Annotated in this window: 18 protein-coding genes and 1 pseudogene; 12 read left to right on the plus strand and 7 right to left on the minus strand. The window is 62.3% G+C overall.

From position 1 onward, the window contains the following. Nucleotides 1-378: 378 nt before the first annotated feature. The 5 genes from AC0C6X_RS00300 (at nucleotide 379) to AC0C6X_RS00320 (ending at nucleotide 4,767) form a co-directional block, all read left to right on the plus strand. On the plus strand, nucleotides 379-2,712 hold the full coding sequence (locus AC0C6X_RS00300) for a glucose/quinate/shikimate family membrane-bound PQQ-dependent dehydrogenase (protein WP_210266416.1): 2,334 nt from the start codon (nucleotides 379-381) through the stop codon (nucleotides 2,710-2,712). 104 nt (nucleotides 2,713-2,816) lie between these two features. Continuing rightward, the gene (locus AC0C6X_RS00305; protein ID WP_173515920.1) at nucleotides 2,817-2,981 is read left to right on the plus strand and encodes a hypothetical protein; all 165 of its coding nucleotides are present in this window, start codon (nucleotides 2,817-2,819) and stop codon (nucleotides 2,979-2,981) included. Between the two features lie 55 nt (nucleotides 2,982-3,036). Continuing rightward, nucleotides 3,037-3,450 (plus strand): MerR family transcriptional regulator, encoded by a 414-nt coding sequence (locus AC0C6X_RS00310; protein WP_173515919.1) that lies wholly within the window; start codon nucleotides 3,037-3,039, stop codon nucleotides 3,448-3,450. Nucleotides 3,451-3,665: 215 nt separating this feature from the next. After that, a complete protein-coding gene (locus AC0C6X_RS00315) occupies nucleotides 3,666-4,169 on the plus strand; it encodes a GNAT family N-acetyltransferase (RefSeq protein WP_057250477.1) in 504 nt (167 codons plus the stop codon). Between the two features lie 10 nt (nucleotides 4,170-4,179). After that, nucleotides 4,180-4,767, plus strand: coding sequence for a DJ-1/PfpI family protein (locus AC0C6X_RS00320; RefSeq protein WP_472951286.1), 588 nt, complete (start codon nucleotides 4,180-4,182; stop codon nucleotides 4,765-4,767). Nucleotides 4,768-4,825: 58 nt separating this feature from the next. Here the strand turns inward: AC0C6X_RS00320 and AC0C6X_RS00325 are convergent, their stop codons facing one another. The 3 genes from AC0C6X_RS00325 to AC0C6X_RS00335 all read right to left on the minus strand — a co-directional run bounded on the left by AC0C6X_RS00325 (nucleotide 4,826) and on the right by AC0C6X_RS00335 (nucleotide 7,263). After that, nucleotides 4,826-5,740, minus strand: a complete 915-nt coding sequence (locus AC0C6X_RS00325) for a c-type cytochrome (protein WP_247957939.1) — start codon at nucleotides 5,738-5,740, stop codon at nucleotides 4,826-4,828. A gap of 205 nt (nucleotides 5,741-5,945) precedes the next feature. Further along, nucleotides 5,946-6,392, minus strand: coding sequence for a c-type cytochrome (locus tag AC0C6X_RS00330; protein WP_173515916.1), 447 nt, complete (start codon nucleotides 6,390-6,392; stop codon nucleotides 5,946-5,948). 238 nt (nucleotides 6,393-6,630) lie between these two features. Next, on the minus strand, nucleotides 6,631-7,263 hold the full coding sequence (locus AC0C6X_RS00335) for a LysE family translocator (protein ID WP_173515915.1): 633 nt from the start codon (nucleotides 7,261-7,263) through the stop codon (nucleotides 6,631-6,633). 131 nt (nucleotides 7,264-7,394) lie between these two features. On the opposite strand from AC0C6X_RS00335, the gene AC0C6X_RS00340 reads away from it, so the two are divergent. Beyond that, a complete protein-coding gene (locus AC0C6X_RS00340; protein WP_173515914.1) occupies nucleotides 7,395-8,087 on the plus strand; it encodes a helix-turn-helix transcriptional regulator in 693 nt (230 codons plus the stop codon). 84 nt (nucleotides 8,088-8,171) lie between these two features. Here the strand turns inward: AC0C6X_RS00340 and AC0C6X_RS00345 are convergent, their stop codons facing one another. Then, complete coding sequence (locus AC0C6X_RS00345; protein WP_173515913.1) at nucleotides 8,172-8,774, minus strand: superoxide dismutase; 603 nt, start codon at nucleotides 8,772-8,774, stop codon at nucleotides 8,172-8,174. 320 nt (nucleotides 8,775-9,094) lie between these two features. Continuing rightward, nucleotides 9,095-9,250 (minus strand): annotated as a pseudogene (locus tag AC0C6X_RS00350) (glycoside hydrolase family 19 protein); the annotation flags it as partial. A gap of 169 nt (nucleotides 9,251-9,419) precedes the next feature. Between AC0C6X_RS00350 and AC0C6X_RS00355 the strand changes: the two are divergent. Then, on the plus strand, nucleotides 9,420-10,655 hold the full coding sequence (locus AC0C6X_RS00355) for a hypothetical protein (RefSeq protein WP_472951289.1): 1,236 nt from the start codon (nucleotides 9,420-9,422) through the stop codon (nucleotides 10,653-10,655). A 611-nt stretch (nucleotides 10,656-11,266) separates the two neighbouring features. On the opposite strand, the gene AC0C6X_RS00360 is transcribed toward AC0C6X_RS00355, so the two are convergent. Continuing rightward, nucleotides 11,267-11,695 (minus strand): hypothetical protein, encoded by a 429-nt coding sequence (locus AC0C6X_RS00360; RefSeq protein WP_472951291.1) that lies wholly within the window; start codon nucleotides 11,693-11,695, stop codon nucleotides 11,267-11,269. A 15-nt stretch (nucleotides 11,696-11,710) separates the two neighbouring features. On the opposite strand from AC0C6X_RS00360, the gene AC0C6X_RS00365 reads away from it, so the two are divergent. From AC0C6X_RS00365 to AC0C6X_RS00375, 3 genes are all read left to right on the plus strand, one after another. Continuing rightward, a complete protein-coding gene (locus AC0C6X_RS00365; protein WP_472951293.1) occupies nucleotides 11,711-12,049 on the plus strand; it encodes a hypothetical protein in 339 nt (112 codons plus the stop codon). A 156-nt stretch (nucleotides 12,050-12,205) separates the two neighbouring features. Then, nucleotides 12,206-12,793: a TetR/AcrR family transcriptional regulator gene (locus AC0C6X_RS00370; protein WP_173515912.1), complete on the plus strand. Its 588-nt coding sequence runs from the start codon at nucleotides 12,206-12,208 to the stop codon at nucleotides 12,791-12,793. 211 nt (nucleotides 12,794-13,004) lie between these two features. Further along, a complete protein-coding gene (locus AC0C6X_RS00375) occupies nucleotides 13,005-13,520 on the plus strand; it encodes a hypothetical protein (protein ID WP_472951295.1) in 516 nt (171 codons plus the stop codon). A gap of 93 nt (nucleotides 13,521-13,613) precedes the next feature. Here AC0C6X_RS00375 and AC0C6X_RS00380 read toward each other — a convergent pair whose 3' ends face one another. Next, nucleotides 13,614-14,495, minus strand: coding sequence for a branched-chain amino acid aminotransferase (locus AC0C6X_RS00380; RefSeq protein WP_173515910.1), 882 nt, complete (start codon nucleotides 14,493-14,495; stop codon nucleotides 13,614-13,616). A 152-nt stretch (nucleotides 14,496-14,647) separates the two neighbouring features. On the opposite strand from AC0C6X_RS00380, the gene AC0C6X_RS00385 reads away from it, so the two are divergent. Both AC0C6X_RS00385 and AC0C6X_RS00390 read left to right on the plus strand, forming a co-directional pair. Next, on the plus strand, nucleotides 14,648-15,181 hold the full coding sequence (locus AC0C6X_RS00385; protein ID WP_472951297.1) for a GNAT family N-acetyltransferase: 534 nt from the start codon (nucleotides 14,648-14,650) through the stop codon (nucleotides 15,179-15,181). Then, the gene (locus tag AC0C6X_RS00390; RefSeq protein ID WP_173515908.1) at nucleotides 15,178-16,218 is read left to right on the plus strand and encodes a zinc-dependent alcohol dehydrogenase family protein; all 1,041 of its coding nucleotides are present in this window, start codon (nucleotides 15,178-15,180) and stop codon (nucleotides 16,216-16,218) included. The genes AC0C6X_RS00385 and AC0C6X_RS00390 overlap by 4 nt, the downstream gene beginning before the upstream one ends. The last annotated feature ends 86 nt before the right edge of the window (nucleotides 16,219-16,304 follow it).

Raw genomic sequence — 16,304 nt, forward strand, 5'->3', positions numbered from 1 at the left:
ATCGGCCTTGTGTTCATTTATCGCTGCAGCTTGAGCGCAACCCCATCGCACACCCCTAAATTTCCGCGCTGCGGAATTGTGGCTATTGAAAGGCATGTGCGGCGCGTTAGGTGCTACTGCGTGTTTCCTTAAATCGTCTCTGATTTGAGGACGAAAACATGCAGCAACTCAAAGTGCTACAGCGACCTTTGCGCGTTTGAGAAAACGCGCGGGCTGTAGCGGTAAGGGTGCCAGGCGCGCCTTTCCACACCCGGCTGCCGCGACGTCGCTTGCGGCCGCCAACTCCGAAACCGACTTGTCTCACGCGGCCCCGAACGGGACCGGCGTTATGGAAAAAACCGTGCCGCGGCACCTTTCTTCAATGCGGGAGTTTCCATCATGCTCATCCTGACGGCCATCGTCTTCGCTCTCATTGGCCTCGTGCTCGGCGGTGGCGGAGCCAAGCTGCTGATGCTCGGCGGCAGCCCCTACTACCTCGTCGTCGGTATCGGCTTCCTGCTGACGGCCGTGCTCATATTCATGCGGAAATCGGCGGCGATCTGGCTCTATGCGTTCATCGTTCTCGGATCGCTCGGCTGGGCGGTCTCCGAGGTCGGCTTCGACTGGTGGCAACTCGGCCCGCGCGGTGGTGTCATCGTGCTTCTGGGGCTCTGGCTGCTGCTGCCGTCCGTCCGTCGTCCACTTGGTTTCGAGAGCCCAACGGGCGAGCGTTACGCGGTGAGCGCCTGGCCGCTGGCGATCGCCGTGCTGATCTCGATCGGCGTGGCCGGCTATGCCCTGACGCAGGACCCGCACGACATTCGCGGAGATCTGCCAAGCGATGTCGTTGCCGCCAATCCGCCGCTCGGAGGCTCGGTGCCTCCGGCCGAATGGCACCAGTACGGGCGGACGCCGTTCGGTCAAAGGTACTCGCCGCTCAACCAGATAACGCCGGACAATGTCGGCACTCTCAAGCTTGCCTGGCAGTACCAGACCGGCGACGTCAAACGGCCCGACGACGTCGGAGAGACGACCTATCAGGTCACGCCGCTCAAGGTGAAAGACACGCTCTATGCCTGCACGCCGCACAATTGGGCGATCGCGCTCGATGCGGCGACCGGTGAGGAGAAATGGAAATATGATTCCAACTCGGGCATGAACCCCGACCGCCAGCATCAGACCTGCCGCGGTGTCACCTATTGGGCCGACCCGGCCGCAGCTCCCGGCAGCCCCTGCGCCGAGCGGGTCTACCTGCCGACCTCCGATGCGCGCCTGATCGCGCTCGACGCGGCGACCGGCTCCGTCTGCACCAGCTTTGCCGACAACGGCGTGCTGGGGCTCGAAACGGGCATGAAGTACAATCCGGCCGGCTACTACTATTCGACGTCACCGCCGGTGGCAGTGGCCGGCAAGCTCATCATCGGCGGCGCCGTCAACGACAACTATTCGACCCAGGAACAATCCGGCGTGATCCGTGCCTTCGACATCAACACGGGCGCGCTGATCTGGAATTGGGACAGCGGCAACCCGGACGTGACGACGCCCCTTCCCGAAGGCCAGACCTACACGACCAACTCGCCGAACAGCTGGTCGGTGTTCAGCTATGACGAGGCGCTCGGCATGGTCTACATCCCCATGGGCAACCAGGTGCCGGACCAGCTCGGCATGGGTCGAAGCGAGCACGTCGAGAAATATTCGTCCTCGATCGTCGCGCTCGACATCAACTCCGGCGCGGTGCGCTGGGTCCGCCAGACCGTGCATCACGACCTCTGGGACATGGACGTGCCGGCGCAACCGGCCCTGCTCGACATCACCAAGGACGACGGCACGGTGGTCCCGGCGCTGGTCGGACCGACGAAACAGGGCGATATCTACGTGCTCGACCGCAGAAACGGCGAGCCGATCATCCCGGTCGAAGAGGTTCAGGCCCCGGGCGGAGCGATCCCCGAGGATTTCAGCGCGCCGAGCCAGCCGGTCTCTGGCCTCACCTTCATGCCTGCGCCGCTGCAGGAGAAGGACATGTGGGGCATCACGCTCTTCGACCAGCTGGCCTGCCGCATCGCGTTCCGGTCGCTGAAATACGAGGGGCGCTACACGCCGCCGTCGATCGAAGGGACTCTCGTCTACCCCGGCAACTTCGGCACCTTCAATTGGGGCTCCGTCGCCGTCGATCCGGAACGGCAGGTGATGTTCGGCATGCCGACCTACCTCGCCTTCACCTCGCGTCTCGTGCCTCGTGATCAGATTCCGCCAAGGGGACAGGACGAGAAAGGGTCGGAACAAGGCCTCAACCGCAACGAAGGCGCGCCCTATGGCGTCTTCATGGGTCCCTTCCTCGGGCCGCTCGGCATTCCCTGCCAGGCGCCGCCATGGGGTTATGTCGCCGGAGCAGATCTTCGAACCGGCAAGATCGCCTACAAGCACAAGAACGGCACCGTCGAAGACATGACGCCGCTGCCGTTGCCGTTCAAGGTGGGCGTGCCGGGCATCGGCGGACCGATGATCACCAAGGGCGGCGTCGCCTTCCTGGGTGCTGCGGTCGACGATTATCTGCGCGCCTACGACCTGACGACCGGCCGCCAGCTCTGGGAGGCACGCCTGCCCGCCGGCGGCCAGTCGACACCGATGAGCTATGCGGTCGGCGACAAGCAATATGTGCTGATCGTCGCCGGAGGCCACGGTTCGGTCGGCACCAGGCCGGGTGATTACATCATCGCCTACACCCTGCCCTGATGCGCGAGAAGCATCCCTAATTCTCGCTAGAAGGTTGCAGGAGCAAGCACCACGCAAGCCCGCAAAAGCAGCGTCCCCCGGACGACAGATTCCGGGGGATTCCGATGAAGATCGACAACTGCATCTCGAGCTACTACGTCTCCGAGCGCCGCCAGCAGATGGGTACGGTTTCGCCGATCGAAGAGACCGGCACCAACGCGCGCCCGCGGCTTGCCCCGACAATCGCAACGAAGGTCCCATACGAGTTCTTCCCTCGCCCCCGCCATTGACACCCAACAGCGCGCAACTATCTATTGCTCCAGAAGCTATAGGTTTGAGGCAACCATGTACTCCATCGGCGAACTCTCGCGGCGCACCGGCGTGAAAATTCCGACCATTCGCTATTACGAGCAGATGGGGCTGATCGCGGCGCCCGAGCGTTCCGAAGGCAACCAGCGGCGCTACGAGAAAAGCGAACTCGAGCGACTGGCCTTCATCCGCCACGCGCGCGATCTCGGTCTGTCGATCGATTCGATCCGGGATCTGCTCGCCCTCAGCCAGCACCCGGAACGCCCGTGCGGCGAAGCCGACCGGATCGCAAGCGAACATCTGGCGACCGTTCGCGAGAAGATCGCCCGGTTGAAGAAGCTGGAGCAGGAGCTGGAACGCATCGTCGCCTGCGACGGCAATCACACGGTGGGTGACTGCTATGTGATCCGGGCTTTGGCTGACCACTCCATGTGCGAGAGCGAACACTGAGATCGCAGCGGATAATCGACTGCGCGAAAAATCCCCGTTGACAAAATTGCGAAAACGAACAATCTAGCGCCCATGATCAAGAACGCACCCATTTGCCGCGTGTATTTTTGGCTGTTCCGATAGGAGCGGCCTGCTGATCATATTCAACAAGGCCGCCATCAGGCGGCTTTTGTTTTTCCGGCTCCTGATGGCGAGAGAACCCGAGGAGCCGAGACATGCTACAGACCGCCATCCCCACACTTCATCCTGTCCCGTCGACGCGGCCGCCGATGGTCACGATCCGCTGCGCCAAGCAGCGCGACCTGCCGGAACTGCGCGAGATGATCGCCGAGCTGGCCGCCCACCATGGCGACGCCGCGCCGATCACGCCGGAACAGCTCGAGCGCGACCTCTTCGGCCGCACGCCCTGGATCACCGCACTCGTTGCCGAGGCAGGCAACCGGCTGATCGGCTACGCGATCCTGGTGCCGATCTACCGGGCTGCCGAGGGCGCACGCGGCATGGAACTGCACCATCTCTTCGTTCGTCCTGAAAGCCGCGGCACCGGCATCGGCCGTCACCTCGTTGCCAAGGCGCGCGAGCAGGCGAAGATGGCCGGTTGCGACTTCCTTTCGGTCAGCGCCGCCACCGGCAATTTCCAGGCGCATCATTTCTACGAATCCGAACGCTTCGTGCCTCGTCCGGTGACCGGCATGCGCTATATGCAGAAGCTTGGATGAGGATGGAACGATGCGCCTTGCAATCGTGCTCTGTGAAGGCTTCGCCGATTGGGAATGTGCGCTGTTGATGGCGGCGGCGCGCACCCATCTCGGCGTAGACATCGACGTTGCCACCGCCGACGGTGCCCGCGTGACGTCGATGGGTGGCCTCGACGTCTCGGCACATCTGTCGATCGACTCGCTCGATCCTGCGGGTTTTGACGGGCTGGTCATTTGCGGCGGGTCGATCTGGGAGACCAATGAGGCTCCTGATCTCTCAGCAACGATCCGCGCTTTCGATCGCGACAAGCGCGTGGTCGCGGCCATATGCGGCGGCGTCAACGCGCTCGCCGCAAGCGGTCTTCTCAACGGCATCGACCACACCGGCAACAGCGCCGAAAGCCTTGCGGCGCTGCCCCGCTATCACGGCAGGCCGCACTATCGCGATCAACCGCAGGCGCTACGCAGCGGCCATGTCGTCACCGCCGCAGGAACCGCGCCGATCAGCTTTGCCGCGGAGATCCTGCGCGGCCTCGGCCTTGGCTCACCCGAGCTCGACGGCTTTCTGGCACTCTACGGACACGAGCATCGGATGAACGGAAGCGCCAGCGTCGGCTGAGAACCGCCACCGCTGCGGCGACCTTTGCGTGTCTGACAAGACGCGCGGCGCTGTGGCGTCAGAGCGCCGGAACCGCCTTGAGATAGGCGGCAATCGCCTCCCGCTCGGCCGGCGTCAGCTTCGCCATGTTCTTCTGCACCTCGACCATCGAGCCGCCGACGGAATCGAATTCCGGGGTGAAACCGGTTTCCAGATAGGAGGCGATGTCCGAGGCGCTCCAGCTACCGATGCTCTTGGAGCCGGGCGTGATGTTGGGGATGCGGCCCTTACCTTCCGGGTTCGGCGCACCTGCGAGCCACTGCTCGGGCTCGAAACCGCCAAGCGCATTTCGGGGCGTATGACATTCGCCACAATGGCCCGGCCCCTCGACGAGATATTGGCCGCGCGTGAGCTTCGGATCGCTACCGTCGACGCTGACGCGCGGCTTGTCGGTGAGGAACAGCAGCTTCCAGCCACCGAGCGCCATCCGCATGTTGTAGGGGAACGGCAGGTCGTGCGGCGGCGCCACCTCGGCGCTCTTCGGCAGGGTTTTCATGAAACCCCAGAGGTCGTTGACGTCCTTCGCCGTCATGCGCGCATAGGAGCCGTAGGGGAACGAGGGATAGAGGTGCTCGCCGTTACGCCCCACCCCGCGGGTCATTGCGTTGCCGAATTCGGCAAGTGTCCACCCACCGATCCCGGCGGTCTCATCAGGCGAGATGTTCGGTGCATGGAAGGTTCCGAACGGGCTCTTCAGCGGCGCGCCGCCGGAGAGAACGAGACGGGCATCACCTTCGGCGCCTGGCTTGGCATGACAGCTCACGCAGCCGCCGGCCCAGAAGACCTGTTCGCCATTGGCGAGATCAGGCTCGCCGACCCCCTCCCAATGAGAGGCACTCCACGGCGCCGGCTTCGTCAGCCACCAGAGGGCTGCCCCGCCGACAACGCCCAGCACCACAAGACCCGAAATCAGCTTTCTCGTGCGACGCCCCATTGTCACCCTCATGCCTACTGCACGTCTCCCTAAATCGACCTCGATTTAAAGACATGCAGCCAATCAAAGTCCTGCAGCGACCTTTGCGCGTCTCATAAGACGCGCGGCGCTGCAGCCGCAAGCGGACTAGCCCTAAAACAGATCGAGGCACGCGGCTCGAAGTCGCGTGCCTCCCTTGTCAAACGTGGTGCGACGTCGCCGCCCATCAATCCTTCTTCAGGCGATAGCTCTCATGACAGCTGCCACAGTCCTTGCCGATGCCGCCGAGAGCCGTGCCGACGGCCGCCTGGTCAGCGGGAAGCTGTGCCAGAACCGTCGCAGCATCGGTGTCGAGCTTGGCGGCCTTGGCCTTGAAGTCGTCCATGTTTTCCCAGATCTTCGGGCTCGCCTCGGTCTCGTGACCCGTCTCGGAACCGGCCGGGAAATGCGAGGGGAAGGTCTTCATCGTTTCGCTGATCGTCGTCAGCGACGCCTTGACGACCTCCGCGTCATAGGGCTTTTCACCCTTGGCGATCCCGGCAAGTGCCCCAGTTGCTGCACCCACCTTCTTCATCGCCTGCTGGCGAACCACCTGCGGCTCGTCGGCTGCCGTCACGGCAGTAACACCCAAGCCCGCAAGAGCGGCTGCCAACATGAGTGCGCGTATTTTCATCAGGATCTCCCGGTCAAATCAAATCGGTTTGGCAAATCTGCCTGGCTGGCCTTCATGTCCAATGCGGCGGCATGATGTCATTTTGAGTATTCTGCGGAAGTAACATTTTTTTGATGTGCTTGTTACGACAACAGAATTTCGACTGGCCGCTTTGTTTTTCCGGGCTTTCAACCGATCAATCGAATAAACATGACTTTAGAATTCATATTTATACTTCGGCCGTTCGGCACGATGAACGTCAATTCGCCCAGCCCTGCCAGATGGTGAAGACCGCGACCAGAATGAGCACGACACCAGCGGCGCGACCGATCCACACCGTTGCGCCGGGGCTGCCGACCAGGAAATCGCGGCCGCGGCCGGCGGCGAGCGCTAGGCCACCATATATCGCGAGCTGCGTCGTCGCGATCATTGCGGCCATGACCAAGGCCTGCGACCAGATCGGCCCAAACTGCGGTTTGAGGAACTGCGGATAGACCGCCAGCATGAAGAGATAGGCCTTCGGGTTCATCAGGCTCGTCAGCGCACCCTGCCGGAAGCTCGCCCAGCGGGAGAGCCTCCCCGAGCCTTCTATTCCGCCAATGGTGATCGAACTCTTGACGAGCGAAAAGCCGATCCAGGCGATATAGGCAGCACCCGTGACGAGCAGCACGTTGAAGAGCCCTGGCACGAGGTGGAGGATGACGCTGACGCCGAGCGCCGCATAGAGCGTGTGCAGCACGCCGCCCGCCATGATGCCTGCCGTCGCCGACAGGCCTGAGGCCCGCCCACCCGTCAGCGAGTTGGCCAGAACGAAGACCATATCCATGCCCGGCACGATGATGATGCCGAAAAGCAAGGTGAAGAAGAGCCAGAGATTTTCCGTGTATGTCATGTCAGTTGTCCATCGCCCGATTTTTCATATCACTAGACGAATTGCTGTTTTTTCAACTCGTTGGCTGATGGTATAAATCCGGGCAACTGACAAGGGTCTGTCAGGAGCGTTGATGACGGGAGCGGTTTTCGATGCGCAAGGCGGCACGGCTATTCGAGATCATCCAAATCCTCAGGCTTGCGCGAAAACCGGTGACTGGAGCGGCGATGGCCGAGACGCTGGAGGTGACGGTGCGCTCGATCTACCGGGATATCGCGGCACTCCAGGCGATGCGGGTGCCGATCGAGGGCGGCCGCGGCATCGGCTATATCCTCAGGCCCGGCTTTGACCTGCCGCCGCTGATGTTTTCGATCGAGGAAACGGAAGCGATTGCCGTGGCGCTGGCGCTGCTGTCGCGGACCGGCGACGAGGAACTGAAGGCGGCGGCCGTCAGGGTCAACCAGAAGATCACCGCTGCAGTGCCCGAGCCGCTCAGGCTCGCCTTCCGCTCCCAGGCGCTGCACGCCTGGGGAACGATTGCCCCCTCGCCCGCCGGCATCGATCTTGCCCTGGTGCGCCGGGCAATCCGCGATGAACAGAAGCTCGAACTCAACTATCGCGACGAGCTCGGCCGAGCGACGGAGCGAACGATCCAGCCGGTAGCGCTGATCTACTATTCCGAAACCGCCAACATCGTTGCCTGGTGTGAGCTGCGGAAGGCGATCCGCAACTTCCGGGCGGATCGCGTCGAACATTGCGAAGCGGCAGACGCCTATTTTCCGGGTGAGGGAAACCGCCTCCGGGAACTGTGGATCAGCGGCTGGCAGACACCGCCGGCAGCCTGACCGGCACGCGGCAGCAGGCCGCCGCAAACGAAAAGACCCGGCGCAAGCGCCGGGCCCAAACGTGATGCATTGAAGACGGACGGCTTACTTGGCAGCCGCTTCGTACATTTCGAGCACGTAGTCCCAGTTGATCAGGCTGTCGACGAAGGCTTCGAGGTACTTCGGACGGGCGTTGCGGTAGTCGATGTAATAGGAGTGTTCCCAGACATCGACGCCGAGGATCGGCGAAGCACCGTGAACGAGCGGGTTTTCGCCGTTCGGGGTCTTGGAGATTTCAAGCTTGCCGTTCTTGACCGAGAGCCAGGCCCAGCCCGAGCCGAACTGGCCGGTGCCGGCGGCGATGAAATCGGCGCGGAACTTGTCGTAGCCGCCGAGATCGGACTTGATGGCCGCCTCGAGCTTGGCCGGCAGGCTGGTGCCGCCGCCGCCCTTCTTCATCCACTTCCAGAAGTGGATGTGGTTGTAGTGCTGGCCGGCATTGTTGAACAGCGGCTGGTTGGTGCCGTAGGACTTCTTGACGATTTCCTCGAGCGACAGGTCGGAGAGGCCGGCTTCTTCAGCGAGCTTGTTGCCGTTGGTCACGTAGGCAAGGTGGTGCTTGTCATGGTGATATTCGAGCGTCTCGCGCGACATGTAGGGCGCCAGCGCATCGTAGTCATAGGGAAGGTTCGGCAATTCGAAGGCCATGTGGGCATCTCCTCTTGGCATGGGATTTCGTGAGGGAAATCTGTGAGCGGGAACATAGGCACCAGCCCCCATGGAGGCAACCGATGCAATGCCATTTTTTCCTCAACCCACGGAATATACTTTCAATATCATTTTGAAAGCATGACACTTTCGAGCACAATCGTGCCACCGTTTGCGTGCAGCTTTGTGTAGCGCGCAAAATCGAATGGCGCTGCGCGCAAGATCAGTTGGCAGCAACTGGGTCGTCGATTTCAATCCGCCCTTGAAGCAAACAGCGGGCTAAGGCGGGAATTTCGCGTCGATATGACCCGTGCTATCTTCCAGCCGTCGCCCGGCTCGGTATTCCCCATCCGGCCGCCATAAACCTTGTTCGCCAGCGCCTCCGGATTGTGGGCGTAGGGCGCGGCGCTCTCGATCGTCGGAAACCGCTTCGGCCACACCTGCGTCAGCCGCTTCGCCGAGTAGGAAAGATCCTCCTCGGCATCGGTAGACAGCATCGTATGCTTCGCGGCTGGCGCGAAGCGCTTCAATTCAACGATTTGCATGGGAATATTCCCCGTTAACTAACTAGAAAGGACGATCTTGCCGCGAACCGCGAGCGGTGGTTCAATCGAAAGCATTAAGTGCGCGCGGAGGGGACCACATTTGTCAGAAGTAGTTTCCCGAGCAGACGACGCGCGCGCCCGCGAGGCACTGCTGCCGACAATCATCATCATATCCGCGACCATCGTCGGTCTTTGGATCCGGTGGCAATTGCGGGAGCACACCACCCCGGACACATTCAAATACCTTTTGCCATGGTACGAATTGGCCAGATCAAGCGGCGCCGACAGCCTGCGCCAAGGGCTCACCAATTACACTCCGTTCTATAGCTACCTGCTTCTGCTCGCGACCAGGTTCGACGGGATCCTGCCGCCCTTGGTCCTCATCAAAGGGATCTCCTTCGTTTTTGAGTTCGGCTGCGCGATCCTCGGCTATAGGCTTGTGGGCACTGCACGCACGCACGCCCCTCTTCGCCCGGCATTTGCCTTCGCGATCATCTGGCTCGCACCCAATGCGTTATACAACGGAGCTATGTGGGGTCAGGCGGATGCGATCTGGACGTTCTTCGTCCTTCTGGCGGTCTACTTGATCTGCAGGCAATCGTTCCGCTGCGCCATGCTCGCCTTTGCAATGGCGGTGAGCGTCAAGCTTCAGGCTGTCTTTTTAGGCCCGTTGATCTTCGCCGTCGTGCTGCAACGGCGATTGCATTGGGCGTGGTTGGGTGCGCTACCGGCCGTCTACCTGATCGTAGCTCTGCCGACGCTCGCACTTGGCCGACCTTTGCTCGATGTCGTCGCGATCTATTTGCGCCAGGCGGAGTTCTTCCGCGCGCTTTCCATGTCGGCGGCAAATCTATGGCTGTTCGTCCCGAAACAATTCTATGGGCCGGGCGTTGCTGTCGGTCTGTCGCTCGGTGCGGCGGCTGGGCTCGCTTTCTCGATCTTTGCGGCACGACAACGCGAGTGGTCCCCCAAGTTTGTCGTTCTCGCCGCCGCGGTGACGCTGCAGCTCATGCCGTGGATCCTGCCGAAGATGCACGACAGGTATTTTTACGCCTTCGAGACGACGGCGATCGTTCTAGCCTTCCTGGAACCGCGGTTGGCTTTGATCGCGGTTTTGGCTCAGATCAACGCGGTGCTCTCCTATCTGCCGTTTGACTTCCGCACTGGCTTGGCGATGCTGGCGACTCCCGTCGCCGCGTTCCTGAACACTTTGATACTGGCTCACATGGTAAGGCGTTTCGCGACGGGATCATTCAATCCCTTTGCCTTTGCGGTTTCAGCATCCGTTATCGCCCTCTCTTACCTGATCGGTTTGCTCGCATTGCTCTATCTATAAGTTCATGGCGCGGCGCCCGCACTTCCCGGCGCCGAGAGGCTTCGCCATTTCCGCCCAGATGATGGGGGATATGCAGAAGATAAATCCCGAACGACCATTCTTCGCCGAGTGCCAGCATCGGCTTCGATCCGAGCAAACTCGCGATATGAACTTCTCTTGCCGGGAACCGCGTTCGGTGGTTCAATTTGCGCGGCATGAAGGGAGGGGAGCGATGTTTCGCAGCGCTATCATCACCACGCTTGAAAGTGCGGCGGTATGATGCGTAAGTTCTTGCGATTAATCGAACGACTGATCATGCCTAGGCGCGATGAGATCCTGCACGGTGGCCCGCTCAATCAGTGGGGTTGGTGCGGGATCGATGACAAACTCTGGATGCGCCGTCTAAAGGCTGATGGTGAGTGGGAATATCGGCTACCTACGGAAGCTGAGATCGCGAAGTACAGAGACCATGTAGAAGCCCACGCGTGGTAACCCCTCGCCAAACTGATTTGTGGTTGGGGCCACGGGGGCATGACTTCACGCTGGCAAAGTTCCCTCAGCGTTCCCCATCCGCGAAACGATATCCTCAACCGTTGCGTTCATCAATTGCCTGCCGCAACATCTCGTTCCGGTCAAGCAGCCACTTCAGCGCCAATCGAATAGAAGCCACTCGGGGTGTTCAGGTTCGAGTATTCCGCGGCAATCCACGAGTCGGACAGAATGCCCATGCGCAGGTACGTGAAGCCGACTACCCCTCGCCAGTCGAAAGACGACGGGTTGTATGTGTTGGAACCGATAACAAGATGCTCGAAGGTCGACCCCTTCGCTACGATGGTTGGATCGACCGCCTTGTTCCCGCCGTTGTGGAACACTGATCGTTCCGCCGCCGCCACTCGCCAGGCGCCGCCCCGCCGCAACCCGATCTTGCGCGCCGTTCCGCCGGCGTTACTCCCCATTCCCACCGCAAGCCTTTGTTTCTCAAGGCCTCTCGGCTGTTCCCGGATATTCCCGTCTAACGCCATCTGAACTTGCGGGTCACACTTTGCAACCGCCACAACCATGCAGAAGGACTGCCCATGCCGTCGCGCCTGATCCACGCCCTCGCCCTTTCCGCAGCCGCGGCGCTGCTCGCGTCCAATGCCGCAGCCTCCTCCGGCGACGCATGGGAGACTTTCCGGGCCGAGGTTTCGGAAAGATGCCTCGCCGCTGCCTCGTCGCTCGAGAAGGCAAGCGCGGTCGTCGATCCCTTCGGCTTGGAAAGCTTCGACCTGGCGCTGGTGATCGGCACGCCCAAAGGATCCGACACGGCCGTGACCCGGATCTGTGTCTTCGACAAGCAGAAGAAGACGGTCGAGCTCGGCGGCGAACTGGCGCCCGATAGAGTGATCATCAAGGCACCGGAAAAGGCCAAGTGAGCAGCCGGCGCTGACACCCGACGATCACCACGCTCTTCGCAGCCTGACGATCGACCTGCCGGATGATTTTGCCAGCTCGAACGTCTTGCGCCGCCCCTACGCTCGGGCACCGCTTATAGCTTGAGCTCCAACCGACCAGTTGGTAGAGCTTTCGCCATGGTGAGCGAGACCTACGAAAAGATCCTGGATGTCGCGGAACGCCTGATGGTGTCGAGGGGCTACAACGCATTCAGCTATGCGGACATTGCGCCCGAAGTGGGGGTTGGCAAAGCAACGATCCATCATCACTTCGCGACCAAGGCGGATCTGGCGGCGGCGGTGCTTGCGCGTTACCGCAAGAACAATCGCCGCCACGTCGAAGGGCTGCTGGCGGCTGTCGCCGATCCGGCGGCGCGGCTTGACGCCTATATCGGCTTTTGGGAGGACTGCATTCGCCGGCAGGACATGCCGTTCTGTATCGGCGCGTTGCTCGCCTCCGAGATCCCGTCATTGCCGGAAATCGTCGTTCAGCAGGTGCGTGGCCATTTCGCCGATCTCGCCGGCTGGCTCCGCGCAGTGATCGACGACGGCGTCGCCAAAGGCGTGCTTAGGGCTGAACATGGATCGGCAGTGGCGGCCGACTCCTTGATTGCCTCGGTCCACGGCGCCATGCTGGCCGCGCGCGTCGCCGGCTCCGATCCAAGCGTATTTTCCGCTATCGCCCGTCGCGCAATGAATCAGCTTCTGACCACCAAGCCACTGTGATGACGGCTTCGCCCGCGTTGTTGCGACGTCACAAAGCCGCAACAATGACGACGCAGACTTCGCGAGGGCTGTTCCCACGGTAACGCCAGGCAGCCCGTAGCCGGTATAAGTTCAGCGTGAAGGCCCGATGCGCCGGCATAAAGCAAGCGCATCTCTTTTTTGCAGTTGAGTCGACCAACTAGTCGGTCGGCCACATGGAAGGAGCAAGATCATGGCAAATCCGCTATCCACCCTCGGCATCATACATACGGCAATCAGCCTGGCGCCCGTCATCGCGGGGCTTTACGGCTTCGCCCGCTATGGCGCGATCGATCCTGCGACGCGCTCTGGCAAGATTTATCTCGCCACTCTCGTTCTCGCCGTGCTGACAACGGCGGGGCTGTCGAGCACCGGCGGCTTCAATGCAGGGCATGCGCTTGGCATCGTCACGCTGCTCGTGATCGCCGGAAGCCTTGCCGCTGCGCGCGTCGACTTCTTCGGCCGCCTCAAACCGTATCTCACGACGCTCGGCCTCTCCTTCACTTACTTCCTGCTGATTGTGCCGGCGGTCGCCGAAACGCTGAAACGTCTGCCGGCCTCGCAACCGCTCGCAAGTGGACCGGAATCGCCGATCGTGCAAACGACGTTGCTCGTCTGGCTGCTGATCTTCCTGTCGGGTATTTCAGTGCAGGCCTATCTGATCCATAAGCGCGCCGCAGTCACGTCGCGCGCTTCCCTCTCTCGCTGATGGCGGGAAAGCAAGCGACCGGGAACGCACTCCGGGTGTATACCGTCCGAGCGCGGCAGACCTCGCGCTCGGTGCCGGGACCTTCGGATTGTTTCAGACGTCGCGCGCCGCGTGCGCCCAATCCATGTAGAGATCGCGCGCCTTGGCGGCGATCGGGCCCGCCTGCAGGTCGCGGCTTTCGAGGCGTGTCACCGGCAGCACCTTGGAATAGTTGCCGGACGTGAAGATCTCGTCGGCCGCTTCGAAATCGGCCATGGTCAACGTTGCCTCGACCACGTCGAAACCGGCTTCACGCAGCAGCGTCATGACGCGGAAGCGGGTGATGCCGGCGAGGAAGGTGCGGTTGGCGGCCGGCGTGAAGACGACACCGTCCTTGACCAGGAAGACGTTGGAAGAGCCGGTCTCGGCGATGTTGCCCAGCATGTCGCGCACGAGCGCGTTGTCGAAGCCGCGCGAACGGGCCTCGGTCAGGATTCGCGCATTGTTCGGATAGAGGCAGCCGGCCTTGGCGTCGGTCGGCATCGATTCCAGCGTCGGTCGGCGGAAGGGCGAGAGCGTCAGCGACGAGCCGCCATGACCGTTGCCCATCGGCGCTTCGAACAGGCAAAGCGCGAAACGAGTCGATTCCGGATCGATGGCAACGACGCCGGCGGCGCCGTGTTCGGCCCAGTACATCGGCTTGACGTAAAGCGCGGTCTTGCCATCGAATTTCTTGGCGCCTTCCCAGGTCAGCGCCTCGATCTCTTCGGCCGCCATGGTCGGCTTCAGGCCAAGTGCGGTCGCCGAGCGATTGACGCGCTGGCAATGCAGATCAAGGTCGGGCGCGACGCCGTCGAAGACGCGGGCGCCGTCGAATACCGTCGAACCCAGCCACATCGCGTGCGAGGTCGGGCCGATCAGCGGCGGGTTGCCCGAGAGCCATTCACCATCGACATAGGTCCAGGTCACTGAGCGGGGGGATGTATCGACGGCCATCGGCGTCTCCTTCACTTTCCTTGTTCCGTTCGTTCCGCATAGCCCAAAAAAGCAGCATCGGGGTGAATGGGTATATCAAAAAATGTCATGGCGGCCATTCTGGCACCGGGACGGCGTCTCGCTTAGTCTCTTGCGCAAAGGAAGGGAAAGCCATGCGTATCAAGCATCTCGAAGAGGACGACGTCGACCTCTTCCGCCGTATAAGGCTGGAGGCGCTCACCCGCGAGCCCCAGGCCTTCGCTTCGACAGCGGCGGACTGGGCGCGGCTTTCGACGGCGGAATGGCAGGCGAGATTGACCGCCAACGCCGTCTTCGTCGCGCTCGACGGGGACGAGCCGCTCGGCATCATGGGCCTGATGCGGGAGCGCGCGAGCCGGCTGGCGCACCGGGCCACGATCATCATGGTCTATGTGCGCGACGAAGCACGAGGGTCCGGCGTAGCGCACCAACTTCTCGCGCATCTGACCGAGCATGCCCGCTCGGCCGGTATCCGGATGCTGGAGCTCGTCGCCCGCGCCGACAACGAGACCGCGATCCGCTTCTACGAACGCGAAGGGTTCCGAGCAATCGGGCGCGTTCCGGGCGGGTTGCTCGACGGAGACGCAGAAGTCGACGAAATCCTGATGGCCCGCCACATCGATGGTCGCGCCGCATCTGTTCAGACATCGCAAGGAGTGCCCCGATGAAAGCCATGTATTACGACGCGTTCGAGAAGACGCCGGAAATCCGCACGCTTCCCGATCCGACTCCGACGGAAAATGGCGTGGTCATCAAGGTCGAGGCGACGGGGCTTTGCCGGTCCGATTGGCACGGATGGATGGGCCATGACGCCGATATCCGGCTGCCGCACGTGCCGGGCCACGAACTGGCAGGCGTGGTCACCGCTGCCGGCCGCGGCGTGATGCGCTACAAGGTCGGCGACCGGGTCACCGTGCCCTTCGTTTCCGGCTGCGGCCGCTGCGGCGAGTGCCGCTCGGGCAACCAGCAGGTCTGCGAGGCGCAGTTCCAGCCGGGCTTCACCCATTGGGGGTCCTTCGCCGAATATGTCGCGCTCGACTTTGCCGACCAGAACCTCGTGCACCTGCCCGAAAGCATGGACTTCACCACGGCCGCGAGCCTCGGCTGCCGCTTCGCCACCTCGTTCCGCGCCGTCGCCGACCAGGCCAAGGTCAAGGGCGGCGAATGGGTGGCCGTGCATGGCTGCGGCGGCGTCGGCCTGTCGGCGATCATGATCGCGGCCGCCCTCGGCGCCCAGCCGATTGCGATCGACATCGCCGAGGACAAGCTTGCCTTCGCCAAAAAAATCGGCGCGGTCGCGACGATCAACGGCCGCGAGGTCGAGGACGTGGCGGCGGCCGTGAAGGACATCACCGGCGGCGGCGCGCACGTCTCCATCGACGCCCTCGGTAATCCGGTGACCTGCTTCAACTCGATCAAGAACCTGCGCCGGCGCGGGCGCCACGTCCAGGTCGGCCTCATGCTCGGCGACCAGGCGACGCCGCAGATCCCGATGGCCCAGGTGATCGGCCACGAGCTCGAGATCTACGGCAGCCACGGCATGCAGGCCTGGCGCTACGACGCCATGCTGGCGATGATCGCCGACGGCAAGCTGAAGCCGCAACAGCTGATCGGCCGAGAGATCTCGCTTGCGGAGGCGATCCCTGCGCTGACTGGCATGGATCGTGCGACCGACCTCGGCATCAGCGTCATCACGCGGTTTTAATGCGGACATGGACAGCCAGATCGGAACGGTCGACGCAAGAACGCCGAACACACCCATTTCGACTCACCTGCAGCATGGGCTAAACC

This window comes from Ensifer sp. VA4 (genome assembly GCF_055710065.1).